Origin of the sequence: Paraburkholderia acidiphila (genome assembly GCF_009789655.1) — a bacterium.
In the GTDB taxonomy this organism is placed as follows: Bacteria; Pseudomonadota; Gammaproteobacteria; order Burkholderiales; family Burkholderiaceae; genus Paraburkholderia; species Paraburkholderia acidiphila.
Genome location: NZ_CP046909.1, coordinates 1,938,840 through 1,953,281 on the forward strand (window position 1 = coordinate 1,938,840; position 14,442 = coordinate 1,953,281).

The following is a 14,442-nucleotide window of genomic DNA, read 5'->3' on the forward strand; positions in this document are numbered from 1 at the left end:
TGCTTCGGGCAACGAATCAATCGTCGCCGAGCCGCGAAAGCAGCGCGTAGAGGCGCGAGACATGCCGCAGCAGCATCTCGCGATGTTTTTCGATCTGCTCGAGGCGGCCTTCGAGATCGGCGCGCACGCGCTCGTCGGGGTCGGCGTAGTTGATCACGTCTTCAATGCGCGAGCGCAGCACCGCAGGCTCGACCGGCGGCACGCTCAGGTAGCGCTCGAGCTTGCGCACGTCCTGCGCAGCGAGATCGCGGATCTTGCGCATGCCCGCGAGACGCCGGTGAGCGTCTGTCGTACCCGGCACCTCCTCGCGCTTCGCGCCCTGGCCGAAGATCGGCTCCACGCGCAGTACGGGCGCCTTGCGCACCGGATGCGCCGTGCCGCGAAAGCGCGCGCGCGGCGTCTCGCTCGCGATCGCCTCGCGCGTCTCGTCGGGCACGTCGGTGCTCGCGTGCTTCACGTCCATCCAGCCTTCGGGCAGGCCCGTGACGGCTTCCACACCGCGCACGAACTCCGCGCTGAAGTCGCGCTCGCCCGACACGATCAGCTTCATGTAGCTCGCAGAAAACGTCATCATGCGCGCGAGCCGCGTCGCAGATCCAACCTCGCGCGTAAGCAGCGCCAGATTGGCCCGCCACATCGGCATGAGCGTGGCGTTGGCATCGTCCATTACGGCGCTCCTCCTTCGTTCGCGTCACCTCTCAATGATACGGGCTGCGGCGCACCGCGCGCGCTTTCTCGGGCCGTCTGGCCCTATCGGCGCGATATTGTTGGCAAACTGATACAGCAGCAAGACGCATGCCGACGACGCTCGTCAGGTCACGGAGAGGCTAAGGAAATAGCGGTGTATAACGCTGCACGGGCCACGGCACCGGTGGCGCGGGTACTAGAAATGCCCGGTGAAGCGGTAACGGCTGCCCGGATGCCAGAGATTGGCGACCGATGCGACGAGCCCGCGCGAGCGCGTGCGCCGGTGCAGCACGAGGCAAGGCTCGGCCTCGCCCATCGCGAGGTGCGCGCGCGTATCCGCTTCGGGCGCGAGCGCCTCGATGCGGTACTCCACGCCCTGCAGCGGCGCGACATTCACGAGGTACTGGTTCGGCGTGATGTGCGTGAAGTCCTGCGCCGCGTAGTCGGGCGCGACGGCGGGATTAACCCAGCGCTCTTCGAGCTGCACGGGCTCGTCGTTCTCGAAGTGGAGCACGCGCGAGTTGAACACCCGGTCGTTCGCGGCGAGCCCCATTTCGACGGCGAGCGCCTCGTCGGCGCGATGCACGCCGATCTCGAGCACCTGGGCGCGGTAGCCATGCCCGCGCGCGAGGATTTCGTCGGAAATGCTGCGAATGGCGACGAGCGTCGATTCGTACTTGGGCCGCGCGACGAACGTGCCCGCGCCCTGCACGCGCGTGAGCACCTGCTCCGCCGTGAGTTCGCGCAGCGCCCGGTTCACGGTCATGCGCGCGACCTTGAACTCGCGTGCCAGTTCGTTTTCCGAAGGCACCTGGTCGCCCTCGCTCCACTCACCGGCGTGAATGCGCGCGAGGATGAAGTCCTTAATGCCCTGGTATGCGGGAGCGTTCATCGCGTTGGCCCGTGCCGCAACAACGCGGCTTAGCGCGCCTCGGACTCGAACGAGAGCGGGCTGTGCGAAGCAATCGCGCCATTCTGCACGAGACGCGTGATCGCTTCGATGTCCGGCGCGAAGTAGCGGTCGAGGTCGTAATGCGGCACCTCGGCGCGCACCGACTGCATCACGTGCGCAAGCGCCGGGCTCGTGTGGTGCGGCGCGCGCAGGTCCACGCCCTGGGCTGCGGCGAGCAGTTCGATCGCGAGAATGTTGGCCGTGTTGTCGGCGATGTCCGCGAGCTTGCGCGCGGCGAACGTCGCCATCGAAACGTGGTCTTCCTGGTTCGCCGAAGTCGGCAGCGAATCGACCGAGGCCGGATGCGCGAGCGTCTTGTTCTCCGAAGCGAGTGCTGCGGCCGTCACGTGCGCGATCATGAAGCCGGAGTTCACGCCGCCGTCCTTCACGAGGAAAGGCGGCAGGCCCGAGAGCGTGGCGTCGATCAGCAGTGCGATGCGACGCTCGGCGAGCGCGCCGATTTCGGCTGCGGCCAGCGCGAGATTGTCGGCGGCGAAGGCCACCGGCTCGGCGTGGAAGTTGCCGCCCGAAAGCACTTCATTCGTTTCCGGGAAGATCAGCGGATTGTCCGAAACCGCGTTCGCCTCGACGAGCAGCACCTGGGCCGCGTGGCGCATCTGGTCGAGACACGCGCCCATCACCTGCGGCTGGCAGCGCAGCGAGTACGGGTCCTGAACCTTGCCGCAATCGCGGTGCGAGAGGTTGATTGCCGAGCCTTCGAGCAGCGTGCGATAGGCCGCGGCCGCATCGATCTGGCCGCGATGGCCGCGCAGTTCGTGAATGCGCGCGTCGAACGGCTTCACCGAACCCGCCGCTGCATCCACGCAGAGCGCGCCCGACACGAGCGCCGTGCGATACAGGTCTTCAATCGCGAACATGTTGTAGATCGCGAGCGCGGCGGAAGCCTGCGTGCCGTTGAGCAGCGCGAGACCTTCCTTGGCCTGCAGCGCGAGCGGCTTGAGGCCCGCAGCGGCGAGACCCGCCTCGGCGCTGGCGCGCTCGCCGCGGATGAACACTTCGCCGATGCCGAGCAGCACACACGACATATGCGCGAGCGGCGCGAGGTCGCCCGAGGCGCCCACCGAGCCCTTCACGGGAATCACGGGCAGCACGTCGGCGTTGAACAGCGTGATGAGCGCGTCCATCACTTCACGGCGGATGCCCGAATAGCCACGGCCCAGGCTCGACAGCTTCAGCGCCATCAGGAGGCGCACGACCGGACGCGACATCGGCTCGCCCACGCCCACGGCGTGCGAAAGCACCAGATTGCGCTGCAGCAGTTCGAGCTGGTCGCTCGGGATGTGCGTGCTCGCGAGACGCCCGAAGCCCGTATTGATGCCGTAGGCGGGCTCGCCCTTCGCCGTGATCTCGGCAACGGCGCGCGCGCCTGCGTCGATGGCCGCGAAGCTGGCCGGATCGAGCTCGAGCCGCACGGCCTCGCGCGCGATCTGGCGCAGTTGGGGCAGGGTCAGATGGCCGGGCGTAAGGCGAAGGGTCGGGAGCATGGTCGAATCCTGTCTATACAAGTCGCGAAAGTGGCCGAAGTCTAGCCTGGCGCGCCTGTCTATACAACTCCCCTTTGCGGCGCTTGTGGCCTGGGACTATCCACGAGAAGACCGCGAGCGCCCGTCACGCGTCGAGTTGCAGCCTGCCCCCAATAAACGCGAGGAAGCATTGCACGCGCGCCGCGAGCGCCGCACTGCGGTAGTACACGGCGTGGATCGGCTGGCGCGATTCGATCAGCGCGTCGTCGAGCACGGTGACGAGGCGCCCCGCCTGGCGGTCGGCCGTGGTGAGGAAGTCGGAGAGGCATGCGATGCCGCTGCCGGCAAGCGCGAGCTGGCGTATCGTCTCGCCGCTCGACGCCGAAAGCGCGGGCTCGATGGTGTAGCCCGGTTCGCTCTCTTGCGTCTTTGCGCTCGTGCCCGCTTCGCTGCCGCCTGCCACACGCAGCGGCCAGCCGTTGAGATGCGCGGGCGCCGTAAAGCCGATCAGCCGATATTCGCGCAACGCGGCCACGCTGCGCGGCGTGCCGTGCGCCGCGAGATAGCCGGGACTCGCCACGATGCGCAAACGGCTCGTGCCGAGCGCGCGCGCGTGCAGCGTGGAGTCCTGCAGCGTGCCGATGCGAATGGCGATATCCACGCGCTGCTCCAGCAAATCGACGATGCGCTCGTTGTTCGTGAGTTCGAGTTCGATCTCGGGATAGGCGTCGGCGAACGCCGCGATGTGCGGCACGATGCAGTGAAGCATGAACGGCGTGGCCGCATCCACGCGCAAGCGCCCCGAAGGACGCTCGCGGTGGCGTGTGACGGCCTCTTCGGCATCGGCCATCGCCGCGAGAATGGCGCGGGCGCGATCGAGGAACAGCTCGCCCTCTTCCGTGAGCTGCAAGCGCCGCGTGGTGCGCAGAATCAACGCGACACCCAGCTGCTTTTCAAGCCGCGTGAGCGCACGGCTTACGCCGGATACGGTTTGCTCGAGCTTTTCAGCGGCGGCGGTGATCGACCCCGCATCGATCACGGTGACGAATACGAGCAGTTCGTCGGTCGACGTCTTCATCGTTGCTATTGTTGATTTGCAGTCAAGATTCATTTGAGACTAACACGGTTTTTGCAAACCCCGGATACCCCGATACTGGCTTCCATCGCAATCGGGAACAGGACCAGGAGCAACCCATGAAAGTATTCGTGACAGGCGCAGGCGGCTTTATCGGCGGCACGATCGCGGCGCATCTCGTGCGCGCGGGCCACACGGTGCGCGGCCTCGTTCGCCGCCCCGAGCAGTTCGCCGACCTCGAAAAACTCGGCATCACGCCCGTGCAGGGCGATCTCGACGACCGCGCGACACTGATGGCGGAAGCCCGCGCTGCCGATGCCGTGATCAACGCGGCCAGCAGCGACCATCGCGGCGCGGTGGAGGCGCTCATCGACGCGCTCGAGGGCTCCGGCAAGACGCTCCTGCATACGAGCGGTTCGAGCATCGTGGGCGACGCATCGGGCGGCGAAGCGACCGATCGCATCTATTACGAAGATGCCCTGCCCGAGCCCACCGCCGACAAGGCGCCGCGCGTGGCCATCGACAATCTCGTGCTCGCGGCGGCGGCGCGCGGCGTGAAGAGCGCCGTGCTGTGCAACACGCTGATCTATGGCGTGGGCGCCGTGCCGGGCGCCGCGAGCGTGCAATTGCCGCGGCTGATACGCCAGGCGCAGAAGAGCGGCGTGATGCGGCATGTCGGGCGCGGCCTGAACATCTGGTCGAACGTGCATGTCGACGACGTGGCCGAGCTCTATCGCCTCGCGCTCGACAACACGCCGGCGGGCACGTTCTACTTTGTCGAAAGCGGCGAAGCGAACTTCCGCGACATGACCACGGCGCTCGCCGAAGTGATGGGTCTTGGCGCGCCGCAGGACTGGCCGCTCGAAGCGGCGATCGAGGAATGGGGCTATGAAATGGCGTCGTACGGTCTCGGCTCGAACAGCCGCGTGCGCGGCGAGCGCGCCCGCAAACTGCTCGGCTGGCAGCCGCAGCGCAGCTCGGTCACGGACTGGATTCGCAAAGAGATGCCGAAACCGCAAAGATAAGTGCTGTAGAGCACGTTATTGTTGCGTATCCGTAAGGTCGATTCGCTAGAATCCGAGCGTCTTGCACTAGCCGCCGGCGCATTGCGCGCCGGCACCGGATACGCCGATGCTACTCGCGCTGAACTTCTACTGGCTGACCAATCTGCTGGCCGTCCTGTTCATCGTCGCGTGCCTCTACGACACGCGCTACGACGAATATGGCACGCTGACACTCGCCGCCGGCGCGATGGGACTGATCGTGATGGCGATCGAAGTGCTGCTGCGCCCCGCGTTCGAAATGTCGCTCTAGCGCGTTTCTTACGCGGATTCTTACGCTAATGGCGCAACAGCCTTTCGTTGTGCCAACGACTGTCTGTCCTCATTGCGCGGCATTTACTGCTTCTCGTGCGCACAGCACGACGCATGCACGGGCGCATCTTCATAGCGATCGTGGTGGCGCATCCACTCGCGCATGTCCTTCTCTTCGTTGCGCCCCTTCGCGGTGAGCTCCAGCATCGCGTACGTCCCGATCAGCATGTCCCCCCCGCGCGCGTAGGTCGAATACGTGTGGTACACGTTGCCCGCTTCGTCGCGATAAAACGCGCTGACACCGGGCAGCTCGTCGCTCATGTACTCCTGCTCGACGTAGTTGTAGACCGCTTTGCCGCGCGCCTTGTCGGCCTCGCTGAACGACACGTGATAGTCGAAGTTGAAGTCGCTCGCATTCGACGATACCCATGGAAACCGCCAGCCCATGCGCCGCTTGAACGCCTCGATCTTCGCAAGCGGCGCGCGCGATACGGCCACGTAGGTCACGTCGTGATGCTCCAGATGCGGCAGCATGCCGTCCACGTGGTCGGAGAGGAACGAGCAGCCCGGGCATCCCTCTTCCCATTGCGGCCCGAGCATGAAGTGGTAAATGACCAGCTGGCTGCGCGGCCCGAATAGCTCGGCGAGCGTGCGCGGGCCTTGTGGTGTTTCGAACGTATAGGTTTTGTCGACTTTCACCCACGGCAGCGCCTGGCGCTTCGCCACCAGCGCGTCGCGTGCATGGGTGAATGCGCGCTCCTCTGCCAGCAACGCCTTGCGTGCTTCGAGCCATTCGGCCTCCGAAACGATCTTGTGCGTTTCCATCGTCCAATCCTCCTTTCGGTTGCTTGAGCGCCGTTCAGTCGAACAACGCCACCAGTTGATCGATCGCGCTCGTCCAGCCCTCGTTGTGCGAATCGCGCGCCGCTTCGTCGAAGAAGCGCTCGTGCTTGAGTGTGAGGTCGGTGGCAAGCCCGTCGGCGCGCAGCGTCACCGTGACGAGCGATTCGCGCTCCGGCGTGCTGCGCCACGCCCACGTGAATACGAGCTTTTCGTGCGGCACGACTTCGAGATAGGTGCCGCTCACATCGTGTTCCTCGCCGTTCGCGCCGCGCATGACGACGCGAAACCGCCCGCCCACGCGGACATCCGCTTCAGCGTGGATGCACGCGTTGTCGAGCGGCTGCATCCAGCGCATCAGTTGCGCCGGCTGCGTCCACGCGGCGTAGACCTTCGCGGCAGTGGCGTTGAGGCGTCGCCGGATGGTGAGGCTGGGTGCCTGACGAGCGGCGCCGGGTCCGGCTGCGGGTTGGGTAGACATGCATCTTCCTCCACGAAAGCGGCGAGTCGATCGAGCGCTTCACTCCAGAAGCGTTGATAGTGCGCGAGCCATTGCATCGCGTCCTCCATCGGCCCCGCGGCGAGCCGGCACGCGACGGTGCGGCCGGTTTTCGCGCGCGTAACGAGGCCCGCCTGAGCAAGTACGTCCAGATGCTTCATGACCGCGGGCAGCGACATGGCGAACGGCTGCGCGAGCGCGCTCACCGAAAGTGCGTCGTGCTGCGCGAGGCGCGCGAGCAACGCGCGCCGCGTCGGATCGGCGAGCGCCGCGAAGGTGCGATCGAGGGTGTCGTCTTCATACTTAACCATGCGGTTAAGCATAGGCGGTGAAAGCGCGATGTCAAGGAAAGCGTCGGCTTGGACTGGCGGCGGCGCGCACGGCCGCGCTGCCGCCACTAGAATGGCCGTTTCACTGCGCCGCGCATTTCACGCCATGCCGTCCAAAGTCCGCAACTCGCTGCTCTGGATCTTCGACGCCTTCGAGCGCGAGCCCAGCTACGTCCGCAAGCCCATGTTCGGCTGCGATGCCGCGTATCTGGACGGCCTGCTGTGCCTCGTGGCCGCCGACCGCGACGCGCCGTTCAACGGCGTGCTCGTCTGCACGTCGCGGGAGCACCATGCGTCGCTCATCGAAGCCATGCCGGCGTTGCGGGTGCATCCCGTGCTTGGCAAATGGCTCTATGTGCCGCAAGCCGATGCGGCGTTCGAAGATACCGCCGCACAGCTGAGCGCCCTCGTCCTCGCGCGCGACCCGCGTATCGGCGTGGAGCCTAAACCACGCAAGCCGCGCAAATCGCCCAAGGGGCGCAATAGCGTGCTGCCGGATTAACCGGATTGACGCGGCAAAAAACACGCGCAAAAGCCACACGGCCCGCGCCGCCATGAAGCGACGCGGGCCGTGCAGCCGCCCGGACGGGCCGCCGTGGCCACCGGGCGAATGACCGGGTCATCCAACCATCAGATGGCCCAGCCGCCCAGGTAGAACGCGGCCAGCACGCCGGCGATCACCACCGTGCCCACGTTCAGCTTGCGGATCTCGCCGCTCACCACGCGGCCGATCACGAGCGTACAGAAGCCCAGCATGATGCCGGTGACGATGTTCGCCGTGAGCACGATGAAGACGGCGCACACGAGGCCCGACATCGCATCGACCATATCGGCCATGTCGAGGCGGCTCACGCTCGACAGCATCATGAGGCCCACGTACATGAGCGCGGGCGCCGTGGCGTACGAGGGCACGAGGCCCGCGAGCGGCGCGAAGAACATCACCGCCAGGAACAGCACGCCCACCGTCGCAGCGGCGAGGCCCGTCTTGGCGCCCGCGGCCACACCCACCGTCGATTCGATATAGGCCGCCGCCGGTGCGCCGCCCAGGAAGCCCGAGAAGATCGAGCTGACCGAGTCGGCCGTAAGCGCGCGCCCGCCGTTGACGATCCGTCCGTTCGCGTCGAGCTGACCGGCCTGCCCCGCCACGGCGCGGATCGTGCCGGTGGCGTCGAACACGGCCGTCATCACGAGTGCCAGCACGCTCGGCAGCACGGCGAGCGAGAGCGCACCCTTGATGTCCATCGCCCCGATCAGCGAAGCATGGCCGGGCGCCGAAAGCGACGGCCACGCGAACACGCCATGAAAGCTCACGGCCGGGTCGATGGCGAGGCCGAGCGCCGAGATCGCGACGATCACGATCAGGATCGAGCCCGGCACGCGGCGGCGCACGAGGCCGAAGATCGCGGCGAGGCCGACCACGGAAAGGATCACCGGCAGCGAGGTAATGTGGCCGAGCGAAACCGGCAGGCCCGCGCCCGGATTCTTGACGACGAGCCCCACGTCATTGGCGGCGATCAGCAGCAGGAAAAGACCGATGCCGATGCCCGTGCCATGCGCGATGCCGTGCGGGAGATTGCGCAGGATCCACGAGCGCACGCCTGTCACCGAAATACCGGTGAACACGAGGCCCATGAGGAACACGGCGCCGAGCGCCACTTCCGGCTTCAGGCCCTTGCCGAGCACGAGGCCGAAGGCCGTGAACGCCGTGAGCGAGATGGCGCAGCCGATCGCGATCGGCAGGCGCGCCCACAGGCCCATGAGCAGCGAGCCGAACGCCGTGGTCAGGCACACGGCCACGAACACGGCGCTGGTGTCGAAGCCCGCCTTGCCGAGCATGCCCGGCACGACGAACACGGAATAGACCATCGCGAGGAAGGTCGTGACGCCCGCAATCGCCTCCTGGCGCAGCGAGCTGCCGCGAGCGGCAATGTCGAAATAACGGTCGATGAAGCCCGAGGCCTGGCCCAATTCGATGGGCTCGGCTTCGGCGGCGGCGGTCGAGCCGGCAAGCGGCTGCGCGTGGGGTTCGATCATGGTGAGTGCCTCCTTTATCAGCATGCTGAAACGGTTCACGGCTCACCAGCCGATCCGTCATCAGGTTTGTCTCGAATGATGTAGTTGTGTCGACGCGTTGCCGGCGCCTGGCTCAACGTCCGGCGCTCATCGTTTTGACATCTCTTTATGGATGGAGCGAAGGTTAGGCGAACACGTTATGCGCTCCCATCGCATGAGTCGCATTGAGTTCATGCCGCGATGCTTATATGCCCGTGTACTGGGCGCGCCACGCCGGCTGGCCCCGCGTTTACACCTGGACGCACCTGGACACGCGTGGACGCGGCGCGGGCGGTTACTGCGCGCTCAAGGGCTGTTTCGTCTGACGAAGGCGTGACGAATCGCCATTGCCCTGGCGCGAGAGCGCATCCTGCCGCCCGGCGCGGCGCTTGCGGCGCGTGAACCGCGTCGTCATTAAGCGGATCGGCCCGGTGCGCGGGTTACACTCACGCATCCCGACCCGGTTTCCCCTGCCGCGCGCGTCGCGCCGGCTGCTCCAAGGAGTTTCAGTAGATGAGACGCGGCATCTTGCGTTCCGCACGTCCTGTTTTTCATTTCCCGTACGCCCTGACGCTGCTGATGCTGCTCACGCTTTCGGGCTGCAGCCTGTTCCGGCCGGCCCCGCCGCCCGAGCCGGAAGCGCCCGTGGCCACGGAACCCGAGCCGGTTGCGAGCGAGCCCGAGGCCGCATCCGCGCCCGAAGCGGCAAGCGAGCCGGAAACGGAAAGCACGGTGAGGCCTGCGCCGAAGAAGCCGCGGCCCGCGCTGGTGCACCGCCCCCGTCCGGCGCCGCCGCCGCCCGCGCCCGCGAGCGCCCCGCCGGCGCCGCCCCGGCCGCCGCTCGTGCAGGTGCGCACGCTCGAGCGCGGCACTTTCCGCACGCTGCTCGACAGCGAAGTGCAAAAGACCGACGGCAAGGTCGTGGGCCGTGCCGTCGACATGGTCACGGGCCCCGGCGGCAAGCCGGTCGACGTCGTGGTGAATCTGCAAGGCTTCATGGGCATTGGCGACCGCAAGGCCAACTTCCCGTGGAGCGGCGTGCGTGTGAGCACCCAGCCCAAAACGCCCGCCATCACGCTCGCCCTGCCGGCGAGCCAGCTGCAGGTGCCCGACCGGCCCAAGGCCGGCGCGCCGCAGCCCGGCAACCCCGAGGCAAGCGCGACGCGCCTGCCCATGCTCGACGCGGACGTGGAGCGCGCCAACGGCGCCAAGGTGGGCCGCGTGGTGGACGTGCTGCTCGACGGCAGCGCCGCCCCGCAAGCCGTGGTGCTCGACGTGAGCGGCACGCTCGAGAAACGTCATACGATCGCGGCAGACTGGTCCGCGCTGCGCTTCGTCACGAAGAACAATGCGCTCGAAGCGCAGCTCGAAATGAGCGATCAGCAGGTGGATGCCTCGCCGCCCTACGCGCCCGACCAGCCGGTGCGCGCCGTGACGCCTGCGGCCCCGCCGCCCCCGGCTTCGGTCGCCCCGGCGGCACAAGCCGCGCCCGCCGCTGCCTCGCCCGTCGCCTCCGCAGCCAATCCCCACGGTGCCAAATGACGGACGGCACCCTGCAACAACCCAATCCAGACCAGCGCAGCGTGCGCGCGCTCGACTGGCTGAACTTTTTCGTAGCGAACGTGCAGACGGGCTTCGGGCCGTTCATCGCGTCGTATCTGGCTTCGCACAAGTGGACGCAGGGCGAGATCGGCCTGGCCCTTTCGGTCGGCACGATCAGCGCGATGGTGAGCCAGGTGCCGGGCGGCGCAGCGGTCGACGCCCTGCGCAACAAGAAGGCCGCCGCCGCGTGGGCAATCATCGCGATCATCATCTCCGCCGTGCTGCTCGCCGCGAGCCCGACCGTCGTGGCCGTCATGGCCGCCGAGGTGTTTCACGGCTTCGCCAGCTGCATGCTCGTGCCGGCCATGGCGGCGCTCGCGCTCGCGCTGGTGGGCCGCCAGAATCTCGGCGACCGGCTCGGCCGCAACGCGCGCTGGGCCTCGATCGGCAGCGCGGTGGCCGCCGGGCTGATGGGCTTGTGCGGCGAGTACTTCTCGCCGCGCTCCGTGTTCTGGCTGACGGCCGCGCTCGCGCTGCCCGCGCTCGTCGCACTTGCGATGATCAAATACGACCAGAATGCCGCCTACGCCAAACCCGCGGCCAAGCCCGGCAAGGCTGGCGCTGCCGCGGGCTCGGGCGAAGCTCGCGAGACAATCTTCGACCTGCTGCGCGACCGGCGCATGCTGACCTTCGCGGCCTGTGTGGTGCTGTTCCACCTCTCGAACGCCGCGATGCTCAACCTCGCCGCCGGCGAAGTGACGGCCGGCATGGGCGACAACGTCCAGCTCGTGATTGCGGCGTGCATCATCGTGCCTCAGGCCATCGTCGCGCTAATGTCGCCGTGGGTGGGCCGCACCGCCCAGGCCTGGGGGCGCCGCCCGGTGCTGATTCTCGGCTTCTGTGCGCTCCCACTGCGCGCGCTGCTGTTCGCGGCCGTCGGCAACCCGTACTTCCTCGTGCCGGTGCAGATGCTCGACGGCCTTTCGGCCGCCGTGTTCGGCGTGATGTTGCCGCTCATCGCCGCCGACGTGGCCGGCGGCAAGGGCCGCTATAACCTCTGTATCGGACTCTTCGGACTGTCGGCGGGGATTGGGGCGACGCTTTCGACGGCGCTTGCCGGCTTTATCGCCGATCACCTGGGCAATACGGTGAGCTTCCTCGCGCTCGCGAGCGCGGGCGCCGCCGCGGTGCTGATGGTCTGGCTTGCCATGCCCGAGACGCGCGACGCGCTCGAAGAAGAAAACGCCCGCGACGCCAAGGTTTGAGTGGTGCACCGCTGGAGCGGGCGCCGGTTGCGCCTGCTCCAGCGGTCAGTGGCAACCCGCTTTTGTCGCGGCGAACGAAAACCGGCGCCCCTCAGGGCGCCGGTTCGCGCAGACTCATGACGTTGGGATGACGAGGTGCGGGCCCGGCTCAAGGCTCGCGGACAACTCAAGGTAAACCGCCAAACCCGCGCGGGCGACCGGTACGCCCGTGCAAGCCGCTCAGGCGGCCAGCGCCTCGTCCAGACGCGCCGCGACGACGGCGTTGGGAAGATTGTCGAGCTTGCTCGCGAGGATCATCGCATCGGCATTGGCCGGGCGATGACGGCGATTCGGGCTCGGCCGGAACACCGCGTCGCCGCGGCGGATCTTCTCGCCAGTCAGTGCGCAAACGGCGCTGCGGCGCGCCGTGCAGACCCGCCACAACTGGTCGGAGTACCGTCCATAGGTGGCGTCGCTCCAGCAAACGGTAATGCTGTCCGGATCATGCCGCCGGATCAAGGTGATGCCCTGCGCGTCCCACGAACGCACGGTGGCGCGCCGCCGGTTGGCCGCCTCCGAAGCGCCGCGTGTGATGGGTACCGGTTTGCAGCTTCTGCCGCCTTCGAATTCGGTGTCCAGGCTTAGCGGCTCGGAAGCCGCGGACAGAAGGTCAATGGTTTGTTGCCAAACGCTGCCGGTATCTAATTTCGTCATAATGCACCTCGTGCACGTGGAAACGATTCAAATATGCCGGTCGAATAAGCACTCTGCCACGTCCGGATTATAGCGTGTCTAACTCGCAATCCACAGGAAAAACGCAATTTTCACACGATAATGCCAAACGCAAAAACCGGGATGGCGGAGCTTTCAGTTCCGACTGTAAGCCTCCAATGTTGGTTTCTTTACATCCGTGAACTTTTTTGCCGATTTGATGATACTTAACAATCCAGCTGCGGAAAAAATAACCGGTTTCAGGCGTGATGTCACTAGTGGTGTGACTTTCGACCATAACTGAATTGTTACAGCGACCGCAGCGTCGCATGGACGCACGCCGCGTGAAACGCCCGCCCATAGCCAGTCTGACGGCCTATACGGGGAACCCGAGGGCTCCACTCTTACACACCACACGTGACCGATCAATGAAACGCAATGCCCTATTCGACATAGGTGCATCAGACATATCACATACTAAACGTCAGTCTATTGGCCGTAATATTCTCGCACGAAGCTTGCGTCCTCTCGCGCATCGAATATCGAGACATTCCACTATTCGGAATAGCAATTAATGGATTTTGAATATTCCTTTAGAGGCTTTGCCGCCTGTCAATACGGTCATTGTGCGACGCGAGCCATACGAATAGCAACAATTCGGTGATGTTACAAGCGCTGTCATCCGCACCGAAAGTATGCACACTAAAGCATCATTGAATCCGCGGATAAAGACAAACGAATGAAGATATCGCGCGGCGCGTCTCAGGTGCCGCGGCCCTGATCGAGAAATTCGCCGGCGCGTACCCTGAGCATCGCGCCGAAGTCGTCGAGCCAGCCAATGGAAAGCCGCCAGCTCTGCCAGTAGAGTTCGACGTCGAGCGCCCGGCCCGGCGTGAGCTCAACCAGTTCGCCGCGTGCGAGATGCGGCGCGATCATGCGCTCGGGGCACATGCCCCAGCCCAGACCGTTCAGGCAGCAGCGCAGAAAGCCGGCCACATGCGGAATCCAGTGCAGCGGCGCATCGATCTGCGCGCGCGTGATGCGGCGAATGAAGCGCTTTTGCAGTTGATCTTTCGGATTGAACTCGACGCACGGCGCGCGGCGCAGCGTGTCGCGCGTCACGCCCTGCGCAAAATGCCGCTCGAAGAACGCCGGCGAGCACACGGCGAGATAGCGCATGCGGCCAAGGCGAGTCGAGCGGCAGCCCTGCACCGGCTCGGCCTGCGTCGTGACCGCACCTTGCACGCTGCCGTCGCGCATGCGTTGCGCGGTGTGATCCTGATCGTCGATCACGAGGTCGAGCAGAATGCCGCGCTCGACGCAGAAGGCCGCTACGGCGTCGATGAACCAGGTGCCCACGCTGTCGTCGTTGACGGCCACGCGCAGCGTCGGCCGCGCCGCGCCCAGAGCGCTCGTGAAGGTCGGCATCGCCCCGCCTAATTCCGCCTCGAGCAACTGCACGCGTTCCGTGTGACGGCACAGCAGCGCGCCCGAAGCCGTCGCGACGCAAGGCTGGCCACGCTTCACGAGCACGGTGCCCACGCGCTCTTCCAGCAGTTTCACGCGCTGCGACACCGCCGACGGCGTGACGTTGAGCGCGCCCGCCGCACGATCGAACGATCCATGCCGCACGACGGCGGCGAGCGCATCGAGCAGGGCATAGTCGAGCATTAGCGTTCCTTAATCCGGTTAATGAAAATGAGCTTTTCTTAGG

Annotated in this window: 15 protein-coding genes; 5 read left to right on the forward strand and 10 right to left on the reverse strand. The window is 66.2% G+C overall.

Annotated features, from left to right (window positions below):
• Window positions 1-16: 16 nt before the first annotated feature.
• The 4 genes from FAZ97_RS08675 to FAZ97_RS08690 form a co-directional block, all read right to left on the reverse strand.
• Window positions 17-667: a hypothetical protein gene (locus FAZ97_RS08675; RefSeq protein ID WP_158758077.1), complete on the reverse strand. Its 651-nt coding sequence runs from the start codon at window positions 665-667 to the stop codon at window positions 17-19.
• Window positions 668-883: 216 nt separating this feature from the next.
• On the reverse strand, window positions 884-1,579 hold the full coding sequence (gene hutC, locus FAZ97_RS08680; RefSeq protein WP_158758078.1) for a histidine utilization repressor: 696 nt from the start codon (window positions 1,577-1,579) through the stop codon (window positions 884-886).
• Between the two features lie 29 nt (window positions 1,580-1,608).
• A complete protein-coding gene (gene hutH, locus FAZ97_RS08685) occupies window positions 1,609-3,144 on the reverse strand; it encodes a histidine ammonia-lyase (RefSeq protein WP_158758079.1) in 1,536 nt (511 codons plus the stop codon).
• Between the two features lie 124 nt (window positions 3,145-3,268).
• On the reverse strand, window positions 3,269-4,201 hold the full coding sequence (locus tag FAZ97_RS08690) for a LysR family transcriptional regulator (protein WP_158758080.1): 933 nt from the start codon (window positions 4,199-4,201) through the stop codon (window positions 3,269-3,271).
• Window positions 4,202-4,317: 116 nt separating this feature from the next.
• On the opposite strand from FAZ97_RS08690, the gene FAZ97_RS08695 reads away from it, so the two are divergent.
• Window positions 4,318-5,223, forward strand: a complete 906-nt coding sequence (locus FAZ97_RS08695) for an NAD-dependent epimerase/dehydratase family protein (RefSeq protein WP_158758081.1) — start codon at window positions 4,318-4,320, stop codon at window positions 5,221-5,223.
• A 106-nt stretch (window positions 5,224-5,329) separates the two neighbouring features.
• Window positions 5,330-5,512: a hypothetical protein gene (locus tag FAZ97_RS08700; RefSeq protein WP_028208331.1), complete on the forward strand. Its 183-nt coding sequence runs from the start codon at window positions 5,330-5,332 to the stop codon at window positions 5,510-5,512.
• An 83-nt stretch (window positions 5,513-5,595) separates the two neighbouring features.
• Here FAZ97_RS08700 and FAZ97_RS08705 read toward each other — a convergent pair whose 3' ends face one another.
• The 3 genes from FAZ97_RS08705 to FAZ97_RS08715 are packed head-to-tail and all read right to left on the reverse strand — an operon-like array spanning window position 5,596 to window position 7,161.
• Complete coding sequence (locus FAZ97_RS08705) at window positions 5,596-6,336, reverse strand: DUF899 domain-containing protein (RefSeq protein ID WP_158758082.1); 741 nt, start codon at window positions 6,334-6,336, stop codon at window positions 5,596-5,598.
• Between the two features lie 34 nt (window positions 6,337-6,370).
• A complete protein-coding gene (locus FAZ97_RS08710) occupies window positions 6,371-6,709 on the reverse strand; it encodes an SRPBCC family protein (RefSeq protein ID WP_325073201.1) in 339 nt (112 codons plus the stop codon).
• The gene (locus FAZ97_RS08715; RefSeq protein WP_158758083.1) at window positions 6,709-7,161 is read right to left on the reverse strand and encodes an ArsR/SmtB family transcription factor; all 453 of its coding nucleotides are present in this window, start codon (window positions 7,159-7,161) and stop codon (window positions 6,709-6,711) included. The genes FAZ97_RS08710 and FAZ97_RS08715 overlap by 1 nt, the downstream gene beginning before the upstream one ends.
• Window positions 7,162-7,285: 124 nt before the next feature.
• Here FAZ97_RS08715 and FAZ97_RS08720 point away from each other — a divergent pair, with 124 nt between their 5' ends.
• Window positions 7,286-7,681: a hypothetical protein gene (locus FAZ97_RS08720; protein WP_158758084.1), complete on the forward strand. Its 396-nt coding sequence runs from the start codon at window positions 7,286-7,288 to the stop codon at window positions 7,679-7,681.
• Between the two features lie 128 nt (window positions 7,682-7,809).
• Here FAZ97_RS08720 and FAZ97_RS08725 read toward each other — a convergent pair whose 3' ends face one another.
• Window positions 7,810-9,213 carry an NCS2 family permease gene (locus tag FAZ97_RS08725; protein ID WP_158758085.1) on the reverse strand — a complete coding sequence of 468 codons (1,404 nt, stop codon included), beginning with the start codon at window positions 9,211-9,213 and terminating at the stop codon, window positions 7,810-7,812.
• A 531-nt stretch (window positions 9,214-9,744) separates the two neighbouring features.
• Between FAZ97_RS08725 and FAZ97_RS08730 the strand changes: the two genes are divergently transcribed.
• Complete coding sequence (locus FAZ97_RS08730) at window positions 9,745-10,773, forward strand: PRC-barrel domain-containing protein (protein ID WP_233271552.1); 1,029 nt, start codon at window positions 9,745-9,747, stop codon at window positions 10,771-10,773.
• Window positions 10,770-12,038: an MFS transporter gene (locus FAZ97_RS08735; RefSeq protein ID WP_158758086.1), complete on the forward strand. Its 1,269-nt coding sequence runs from the start codon at window positions 10,770-10,772 to the stop codon at window positions 12,036-12,038. The genes FAZ97_RS08730 and FAZ97_RS08735 overlap by 4 nt, the downstream gene beginning before the upstream one ends.
• A 219-nt stretch (window positions 12,039-12,257) precedes the next feature.
• On the opposite strand, the gene FAZ97_RS08740 is transcribed toward FAZ97_RS08735, so the two are convergent.
• Both FAZ97_RS08740 and FAZ97_RS08745 read right to left on the reverse strand, forming a co-directional pair.
• A complete protein-coding gene (locus FAZ97_RS08740; RefSeq protein ID WP_158758087.1) occupies window positions 12,258-12,731 on the reverse strand; it encodes a DUF3331 domain-containing protein in 474 nt (157 codons plus the stop codon).
• A 759-nt stretch (window positions 12,732-13,490) separates the two neighbouring features.
• Window positions 13,491-14,399 carry a LysR family transcriptional regulator ArgP gene (locus FAZ97_RS08745; RefSeq protein ID WP_158758088.1) on the reverse strand — a complete coding sequence of 303 codons (909 nt, stop codon included), beginning with the start codon at window positions 14,397-14,399 and terminating at the stop codon, window positions 13,491-13,493.
• Window positions 14,400-14,442 lie beyond the last annotated feature (43 nt).

What these genes read in the sequence shown, in the direction of transcription:
- FAZ97_RS08725 (WP_158758085.1), bottom strand. Translation starts at nt 9,213, where the DNA reads ATGATCGAACCCCACGCGCAGCCGCTTGCCGGCTCGACCGCCGCCGCC.
- FAZ97_RS08735 (WP_158758086.1), top strand. Translation starts at nt 10,770, where the DNA reads ATGACGGACGGCACCCTGCAACAACCCAATCCAGACCAGCGCAGCGTG.
- FAZ97_RS08705 (WP_158758082.1), bottom strand. Translation starts at nt 6,336, where the DNA reads ATGGAAACGCACAAGATCGTTTCGGAGGCCGAATGGCTCGAAGCACGC.
- FAZ97_RS08675 (WP_158758077.1), bottom strand. Translation starts at nt 667, where the DNA reads ATGGACGATGCCAACGCCACGCTCATGCCGATGTGGCGGGCCAATCTG.
- hutH (WP_158758079.1), bottom strand. Translation starts at nt 3,144, where the DNA reads ATGCTCCCGACCCTTCGCCTTACGCCCGGCCATCTGACCCTGCCCCAA.
- FAZ97_RS08690 (WP_158758080.1), bottom strand. Translation starts at nt 4,201, where the DNA reads ATGAAGACGTCGACCGACGAACTGCTCGTATTCGTCACCGTGATCGAT.
- FAZ97_RS08720 (WP_158758084.1), top strand. Translation starts at nt 7,286, where the DNA reads ATGCCGTCCAAAGTCCGCAACTCGCTGCTCTGGATCTTCGACGCCTTC.
- FAZ97_RS08745 (WP_158758088.1), bottom strand. Translation starts at nt 14,399, where the DNA reads ATGCTCGACTATGCCCTGCTCGATGCGCTCGCCGCCGTCGTGCGGCAT.
- hutC (WP_158758078.1), bottom strand. Translation starts at nt 1,579, where the DNA reads ATGAACGCTCCCGCATACCAGGGCATTAAGGACTTCATCCTCGCGCGC.
- FAZ97_RS08710 (WP_325073201.1), bottom strand. Translation starts at nt 6,709, where the DNA reads ATGCGCTGGATGCAGCCGCTCGACAACGCGTGCATCCACGCTGAAGCG.
- FAZ97_RS08715 (WP_158758083.1), bottom strand. Translation starts at nt 7,161, where the DNA reads ATGGTTAAGTATGAAGACGACACCCTCGATCGCACCTTCGCGGCGCTC.
- FAZ97_RS08695 (WP_158758081.1), top strand. Translation starts at nt 4,318, where the DNA reads ATGAAAGTATTCGTGACAGGCGCAGGCGGCTTTATCGGCGGCACGATC.
- FAZ97_RS08740 (WP_158758087.1), bottom strand. Translation starts at nt 12,731, where the DNA reads ATGACGAAATTAGATACCGGCAGCGTTTGGCAACAAACCATTGACCTT.
- FAZ97_RS08700 (WP_028208331.1), top strand. Translation starts at nt 5,330, where the DNA reads ATGCTACTCGCGCTGAACTTCTACTGGCTGACCAATCTGCTGGCCGTC.
- FAZ97_RS08730 (WP_233271552.1), top strand. Translation starts at nt 9,745, where the DNA reads ATGAGACGCGGCATCTTGCGTTCCGCACGTCCTGTTTTTCATTTCCCG.